We start from the raw sequence: 7,581 nt of genomic DNA on the forward strand, positions 1-7,581 counted from the left end.
GCATGGTCGACCTCAGCGCAGTTGTCGGCTTCGACACCCGCGACGACGTTCCCGGCGCGACCTTCGACGTTGGCGGCTGGGCTGCCAAGGTTCGTGCAGACGTGACCCTCTCCGAGCAGGCTTCGGTCTTCATCATGGGCATGTACGGCGAAGGCTCTTCGGCTTACGCAACCTGGGCACCCTACGGCTCCGACGACGCATGGTCGGTCATCGGTGGCGGTTCGTTCAAGGCAACCGACAAGGTTACCCTCAACGCACAGGTCCAGTGGACCGAATCCACTGTTGCCGTCAACTCCGACTCGTGGGCTGTCGTTGGCAACCTGAACTACGAAGTTGTTCCGGGCCTCGTGGTCACTCCGGAATTCGTCTACGCCGACTCGGGCGTTGTCGGTACCGACGGTGCATTCGGCTTCTACGGTCGCGTTCAGCGCTCGTTCTAATCAAACCTTGGTTTGATGAAAAGAACCCGGCAGCTCAGGCTGCCGGGTTCCAATATAAGGGAACAACACGAATTCTGCTGCGCTTGGGAGGAGTTGCTTAATAAATTAAACCAATCTTATTTTGGCGGACCTGAAATTGGAACACGTTAGAGTGGATACCAACTCCGTCGTATTGAGCGAGATGGTCGATCTCGCAATAGAAGCGCCGCGCCTTGCCCATCTATGGGAACAGCATGCCGGTTCTCTTTGGGAAAACGGATCCCATCGAAACAATTGCCAAGCCTTTATTTACGAAATAGACGAATTCATGTTGCTGCACCGCACTGCAACCTATGATGATGTCTTGATTGACCGTCTGATAGATCATTTTCGGGGTATCGGAAATAGAAACTCGACGATCAATCGCAAACTTTCTGCACTTTACCGCTTGTTGAAAAAGGCCGAGAGGAGCGGACAGATAGCTAGGCTTCCAACCTATATTCGTTTGAGGGAACGCAATTCCCGCGTGCGGTTTTTGACTGCCGAGGAGGAGGCTTTGATGTTCTCCGCCGTCGGTGTTCACAACCCCCATCACGAGCTTCTGTGCAGGTTCCTGGTCGACACCGGCGCCCGCGTCGGCGAAGCGCTGGCGCTCAAATGGGGCGACATCCACAACAACGTCGCGACCTTCTGGATCACCAAATCCGGCAAGAGCCGTTCGGTCCCGCTGACCGATCGCGCCGCCCAGGCGCTTGAATTGGCCCGCCCTTTTGGCGGCAGCGGACCGTTTTCCACAATTTCCTATCCGAATTTCAAATATAATTGGAACCGCGCGCGCAAGGAAAACCGCTTCTCCGACGATCCGCACATGGTGCCGCATATCCTGCGCCACACCTGCGCGTCGCGCCTGGTCCAGGCCGGCATCGACCTGAGGCGCGTGCAGACCTTCCTGGGCCACCAGACCATCCAGATGACGCTGCGCTACGCCCATCTTGCCACCAACGACCTTGATCAGTGCGCCATCGCGCTCAACGCCGCCAACATGATCGCCGCCGGCAAGGTCAAATCCGCCGCGGCGCCGCAGCCGCCGCATCCGGACAAAACCAAGGCCAAGCCGCGCAAACCGGCCCGCAAGCCCGCCACCAAAGGCGCCCGGCCCGGGCGCAACCCGGCTTCGGCGCAGGCCTGACGCGCACCCGCCGGGCGCCGCGCCCGCAGGCCATGATCACCATGATGATTTCCTCAATGGAATGAGGTTGATTACGGGTTGCCGCTAAGGTAACAGACGGGCAACGGAGAGGTGGCCGAGTGGTCGAAGGCGCTCCCCTGCTAAGGGAGTATACCTCAAAAGGGTATCGTGGGTTCGAATCCCATCCTCTCCGCCATTCCGGCTTCACGCAGCCGCCCCGCCAGATCAGCGCGCGTGGCTTAAGCTTCGGACTTCGTCCCTCCCCTCCGCCCCCTCTCGAATCCGACGGACCGCTAGCCTTGCCGGCTTCTCATCTGCATCGCCGGGGCCGGGCGGGCTTCACCGGAATTGCTGCAGGGCCGCCAGCGTGCGCGCAGCCCCTTCAGCCAGGTCCCTGATGATCGCCTCGGCGCTCTCCTCTGTGCGCAGGAGGCCGATCGCCTCGCCCACGAACGGGGCGACGATGGAGGGATCGGCCGCGGCGACGGCGGCGGTCCAGCGCTGTTGCTGCGCGTCGATCTCGGCCGAAAGCCCGGCCTCGTCGCCATGCCAGCGCTCCACGAACGCAGTTTGGAGGACCCGGCCCGAATAGCCCTCCGGCCAGTCGATACCGCGCAGCCGGTCGACGACCCTGGTGCGGACGGTGGAGTCGCCGTCGCGCGCGAGCGTCGAGGGAACCAGCCGGCGGTCGGCGAGCGATTCGACCGCGCCCCAGAAGCGGGTGCCGATCACCACGCCCTCGGCCCCGAGCGCAAGCGCGGCCACAAGGCCGCGTCCGTCGGCGATGCCGCCCGCGGCGCAGAGGATGGAGGGCGACCCGCGCCGGGATATCTCGTCAGCAACTTCGGCGACGAGGGCCATCGTTCCGCGGCTGCGCCCGTGGCCGCCGGCGTCGCCGCCCTGCGCAACCACGACCTCGATGCCGAGATCCAGAACCCTGCAGGCATCCCTGTAGCTCTGGATCTGGACGATGACCGGCACGCCCGCGGCGCGGATCGCTGGAAGAAACGGCGCTGGATCGGCGAAGGACAGGAACAGGGCGCGCGGCTGGCGCGCCAGCGCGAGTTCCAGAAGCTCCGGCTTTTCGGCCAGCGCGAAGGAGATGAAGCCGCAGCCCACGGGCGTATTGCCGGCCAGCGCGAACTGGGCGTCAAGCCAGTCGGCATCGCCATAGCCGCCGCCGATCATGCCGAGCCCGCCGGCGCGCGACACCGCGGCGGCAAGGGCGCCGCCGGCGACGAAGGCCATCGGCGCCTGGATCACCGGCGTCGACAGCCCGAACAGCTCCGTGAGCCGGGTCTTCATGGCAGGACCCGACAGGCGGGCGCAGGCAGGCCGGCGATCAGCCGCGCCGTCTGCGCGGGCCTGGGCCCGGCGCCCTGCGGCGCTGCTTCGCGCGTGACCTCGAGGTTGACATAGGGCATGGGTTCACTCCTTGCGTGGATTCCGAGGCCAGTTCGGCCGCTCGCGCACCGGGGTCAGGTAAGCGAGATGATCCCGCCCATCATGCCCATCCGCGCGGTGGCGGGCAAGGTGGGACGCGCCGAAGGCGATCCCGAGGATCGCCTCGCGGCCTTCGGTGGCCGAGGCAGAGGCGAGAGGCTGTTGAAAGGCTCGGCGTGGCGCTGGAGCCGTGGCGCAGGCCCTCTTGCCGGGCTCGCAGTCGCTGCGACCGCACGATGGTCGCAGCCGCCAGGCCGGGCTACGGCGCGGCACAGGACATTCGCCTGACGTCCCCCGGCGGAGAGGATCCGCCCCAAGCCGTGCGGGAAAAAACCGCTACAGGGTGACCATGCCGATGCTGGTGCCGCCGCAGACATAGAGCGTCTGGCCGGTGACGAAGCTGCTGGCGGGGTCGCAGAAGAACAGGAAGGCGTTGCTGACATCGTCGACGGAGCCCAGCCGCCCGACCGGGATCCTGGTGGCGAGTTCGGCCTCGCGGGCGCTGCCCTTGGGGATGATGCCCCAGAAATTGTCGGTCTGGATCGGTCCCGGCGCCACCACGTTGACGGTGATGCCGTGCGGCGCCAGTTCCAGCGCCCAGGTCCGCGCCATGCCGATCATCCCGGCCTTGGTGGCGGAATAGGCGGTGCGCGTCGGCACGCCCAAGGCCGCGCGCGACCCGTTGAACATCACCCGGCCAAACTTCCTTGCCTTCATCGCAGGCAGGAACGCCTGCAGCAGCGTCAGCGCCGAACCCAGATGCAATTGCGCGAGCCCGGTGATGTCTTCGGGCTTGGCCTCCTCCACCAGGTTCGCCCAGATCAGCCCGGCATTGTGGACGAAATGGGTGACCTCATGCTCGGCCGCGATCCGCTGCGCCGCGTCCTTGACGGCGCCGGCGTCGAGCAGGTCACAGTCGATGCTCATCAGCCGCGCGTCGCCCCGCTCGGGCGCACTGCGCGACAGGTTGATGACCCGGTAGCCGCGCTCGAGCAGCTTGTCGGCCAGGTCGGCGCCGATCCCCTTCGAAGCGCCGGTGATGACGGCGGTAAAGTCGGTCATGGTCTCTCTCCCTCGGCGGTCCGCGCCGGCACCAGCGCCAGCACCCTGAGCGGGCTGCCGGTGCCGCCCTTGATCTTCAATGGCGGCGCGACCAGCATCGCGCCCGTGGGCGGCAGTTTGTCTAGGTTCCTCAGGCACTGCAGCCCGAACTTGCCCGCGCCGTGCAGCAGGTAATGCGCCGGATAGGGCGGCGAATAATGCGTGCCCTGCCCCGCATCGGTGCCGACGGTCTCGGTGCCGAAGCCGCGGATGTCGCGCGCGAGCAGCAGCTCGATCGCCGCGGGCGTCGGCCCCGGCGAATGCGGGCCGTCGTCCCTCATGTTGAGATACGCCGCGCCGCGCCGCTTCGACCAGTCGGTGCGCATCAGCACCCAGCTATCGGCCGGAATGACACCGTGCCGGGCTTCCCAGGCGTGGATGATCTCCGGCGTCAGCTCGAAATCGTCATCCGTCGCAGCCCCCTCGGAGCAGTCGATCACCACCACCGGCCCGACAAACACCGACGGGTCGATCTCGTCGACGGCGCCGTTGGCGACATCCTTGCCCGAGACCCAGTGGATCGGCGCATCGAAATGCGTGCCGGTATGCTCGTTCATCGAGATGTTGTGCCATTTCCAGGCCGGGCCGCGGCCGTCATAGGCCGAGACCTCCTCCATCCGGAACCGGGCGCACTGGCCGAATTCCGGCGGCAGCACGATCACCGGAAAATCCGGGTCCAGCGTGTGGGTGAGGTCGACCACCTCGACCGAGCCGTCGCCGAGCGCACGGGCGAGATCGATAAGAGCGTCCGTCATGCGCCGCCTCCGGATAGTTCGCGTTCCAGCACCTTGGGATCGCTCCGCCAGCGCGCCTCGAGGTCGCGGGCGACATCGCCGCAGAACACCTCTTCCAGCCCCTCGCAGAGAGCTTCGACGACCGATCTGGCCAGCGCCGCGGCCGGCACCTTCGGCGGCGGCAGCGGCTGGTGCCATTCATCGTCGGTCGGACCGGCAAAGACGTTGATCATCCTGAGGCCTGAGGCGCGGAACTCGGCCCTCAGCGTCTGGCTGATCGACAGCGCCGCAGCCTGGCTCGCCGAGAACGCGCCGTAATGGGGGTCTGCGGACAGCGCGTGCACCGACAGCAGGTTGACGAAGGCTACGGATGAATTGACGCCGTCGGCGGTGCGCGAGGCCATCGCCGGCCCGAAGGCCTGCGCCAGCCGCATCAGCCCGAGCGCGTTGATCTCGAATTCCTCGCGCGCGAACACCGTGTCCGCGCCCAGCACCCCGCCGGGCCGCACATGACGCGCGGTGTTGATCAGGATGTCGGTCTTGCCGCCGATCTCGGCCGCCAGCCGGCTCACCGAGGCCGCATCGGACACATCGAGCGGCAGGACCGAGACCCGGTCGAGCGCGGCGATCGCCGCGTGATCGGAGCCGCGCCGCCAGCTTTCCGATTCGCCCACGAAGATCTGCGCCGCGCCGGCCCGGAAAAGCCCCTCGATCAGCGGCCGGGTGACCGGCGAGCGGATATCGGTGATCAGCACCCGCCGGTGCTTGGGATGCGCCGTGAGCGCGCGCAACTGCCCATCGTCCGCCATATCGGCACTCCTTGTTGCGGGCAGCGCGATCATCACGCCCTGTCCGGCCTTGTCGAGCTTGAGATCCATGCGCACCGCATCGCCCCGGCCGATGTCGCCATGCAGGTGGCACAGCACCGTCGGCCCGGCGGTGAGCTGCACCAGGCCGGTGCGCCAGGGCAGCCGTTCGCGATAATAGGGATCCGGCGAGGCGTGGATGCGGGTTTCGGCGATCACCCGTCCGTCCCGCGACGTCTCGCGCCAGTCAAGCTCGACCGAAAGACAGGCCGAGCAGGCGTCGCGCGGCGGATACTGCACCGCGCCGCATTCGGCGCAATGCTGCAGCAGGAACGCCCCGCGCGCCGCCGCCGCCGTGAGCCCGAGCGCCGCACGCGAGCGCATCTGCGGCGGCAGGGTGGGCACCACCTGGCGCAGTTGCGGGTTTTTCTTCTTGGGGGGCGGAAGCGCGCCGGTCATCGCCCGTCCCCCGTGATGATGGCCGCCGAGGAACACAGGCCGCGGTCGTAATTGATCATGCCGAAGCCCGAGACCATGGCTGTGCGGGCACTGGTGACCTGGGTCGGGCCCGCCTGGCCGGTCACCTGCCGGATGGCCTCGACCAGGCCGAGATAGCCGCCCGCGGCCCCGGCCTGGCCGGCGGACAACTGGCCGCCGGAGGTATTGTGCGGAAAATCGCCGGCGATCGTCAGGTCGTGGTCGCGCACGAAGCGCGCCCCCTCGCCCTTGGCGCAAAACCCCAGGTCCTCGAACTGCATCATCGAAATCACCGGATAGTCGTCATAGGTCTGCAGCAGGTCGATGTCGCCCGGCCCGCAGCCAGCCATCTCGTAGAGTTCGTCGACATCCACCGCCCAGCCGCCGCGCAACTGCACCGGGTCTTCCGGAAAGGCGTTGTGGCGCTCGATCGTGGCCGAGATCCGGGCAAAGGCCAGGCCGCGGGCCTGCGCCTCGTCCTCGCGCATCACCAGAAACCCTTCCGCGCCGGCGCAAGGCATGACGCAGTCATAGAGCCCGAACGGCTCGGAGATCGGCCGGGCGGCGAGATATTGCTCCAGCGTCAGCGGCGATGTCATGATGGCGTTGGGATAGTTCAGCGCATTGGCCCGCTGGGCCACGGCGATGCGGCCGAAATCCTCGCGCGTGACCCCGTACTCGGCCATATAGGCGTCGGCGATCAGCGCGAAACTGGCGTTCGGCCCGCCCGAGCCATAGGGGTAGGAGGCGTCCATCGCGAACCGTGAGAACGACGACAGCAGTTGCCTGAAACTGTCGATCCGGTTGGCGTCGCCGGCAATGCAGGCGACCACGTCGACATCGCCGGCCTGCACCGCGCGCGCCGCGCGCCGGAGCGCCACCACGCCGCTGGCGCCGCCCATCGGAATGCTGTCGAGCCATCTCGGGCTCAGCCCCAGATGCTGGGTCAGCCCCACCGGCGTATCGGGAAACAGCGTGAAGCTCGACACCGAGAAGCCGTCGAGGTCGCGCGGCTTCAGTCCCGCGGCGGCAAGCACCTGCTTCAGCGCGCGGGCGATCCACCAATGCGCGGTCTCGCGGGAATAGCGGACATAGGGAACCGACACCGGCGCTGTCACCACGACGCCGCTGTAGTCCTGCCGCTTCACGCCGCCGTCCGCTTCTTCATCGCGCGAGTGTCCACGGTTGCCGGGTCCTGCACAAGCCTGTCGGCGAGCGCCTTGAGCTCCCGCCGCTGGATCTTCTGGGTCGATGTCAGCGGCAGGGCGTCGACGAAGGCAATGTAGCCCGGCGCCTTGTAATAGGCGAGCTGGGTCAGGCACCAGCCGGCGATCTCGGCGGCCAGCGCCTCGCCGGCCTCGCCCTTGACCTTGAGGCAGGCGAACACCTCGTCGCCGCGCACCGGGTCGGCG

Annotated in this window: 8 protein-coding genes, 1 tRNA gene and 1 pseudogene; 3 read left to right on the top strand and 7 right to left on the bottom strand. The window is 67.0% G+C overall.

Annotated features, from left to right (window positions below; genetic code table 11):
* The 3 genes from LL06_RS16120 to LL06_RS16130 form a co-directional block, all read left to right on the top strand.
* Window positions 1-440, top strand: a 440-nt coding sequence (locus tag LL06_RS16120; RefSeq protein ID WP_035529112.1) for a porin, incomplete at its 5' end; no start/stop codon positions are given.
* A gap of 151 nt (window positions 441-591) precedes the next feature.
* Window positions 592-1,608 (top strand): tyrosine-type recombinase/integrase, encoded by a 1,017-nt coding sequence (locus LL06_RS16125; protein ID WP_244447157.1) that lies wholly within the window; start codon window positions 592-594, stop codon window positions 1,606-1,608.
* 105 nt (window positions 1,609-1,713) lie between these two features.
* A tRNA-Ser gene (locus LL06_RS16130) sits at window positions 1,714-1,804 on the top strand.
* Between the two features lie 143 nt (window positions 1,805-1,947).
* On the opposite strand, the gene LL06_RS16135 is transcribed toward LL06_RS16130, so the two are convergent.
* The 7 genes and pseudogenes from LL06_RS16135 to LL06_RS16160 all read right to left on the bottom strand — a co-directional run.
* The gene (locus LL06_RS16135) at window positions 1,948-2,913 is read right to left on the bottom strand and encodes a nitronate monooxygenase (RefSeq protein WP_035529114.1); all 966 of its coding nucleotides are present in this window, start codon (window positions 2,911-2,913) and stop codon (window positions 1,948-1,950) included.
* A complete protein-coding gene (locus LL06_RS28420) occupies window positions 2,910-3,032 on the bottom strand; it encodes a hypothetical protein (RefSeq protein WP_280114118.1) in 123 nt (40 codons plus the stop codon). Before LL06_RS28420 ends, LL06_RS16135 begins: the two co-directional genes overlap by 4 nt.
* Before the next feature lie 355 nt (window positions 3,033-3,387).
* Window positions 3,388-4,113: an SDR family oxidoreductase gene (locus tag LL06_RS16140; RefSeq protein WP_035529116.1), complete on the bottom strand. Its 726-nt coding sequence runs from the start codon at window positions 4,111-4,113 to the stop codon at window positions 3,388-3,390.
* A complete protein-coding gene (locus tag LL06_RS16145; RefSeq protein WP_035529119.1) occupies window positions 4,110-4,907 on the bottom strand; it encodes a cyclase family protein in 798 nt (265 codons plus the stop codon). The genes LL06_RS16140 and LL06_RS16145 overlap by 4 nt, the downstream gene beginning before the upstream one ends.
* Window positions 4,904-6,151: an SDR family oxidoreductase gene (locus tag LL06_RS16150; protein ID WP_035529128.1), complete on the bottom strand. Its 1,248-nt coding sequence runs from the start codon at window positions 6,149-6,151 to the stop codon at window positions 4,904-4,906. Before LL06_RS16150 ends, LL06_RS16145 begins: the two co-directional genes overlap by 4 nt.
* Window positions 6,148-7,317, bottom strand: coding sequence for a thiolase family protein (locus tag LL06_RS16155; protein ID WP_035529121.1), 1,170 nt, complete (start codon window positions 7,315-7,317; stop codon window positions 6,148-6,150). Before LL06_RS16155 ends, LL06_RS16150 begins: the two co-directional genes overlap by 4 nt.
* Window positions 7,314-7,581, bottom strand: a pseudogene (locus LL06_RS16160) (ATP-dependent acyl-CoA ligase); the annotation flags it as partial. The gene LL06_RS16155 and the pseudogene LL06_RS16160, both read right to left, overlap by 4 nt.

Source organism: Hoeflea sp. BAL378 (assembly GCF_000759435.1).
GTDB lineage: Bacteria > Pseudomonadota > Alphaproteobacteria > Rhizobiales > Rhizobiaceae > Hoeflea.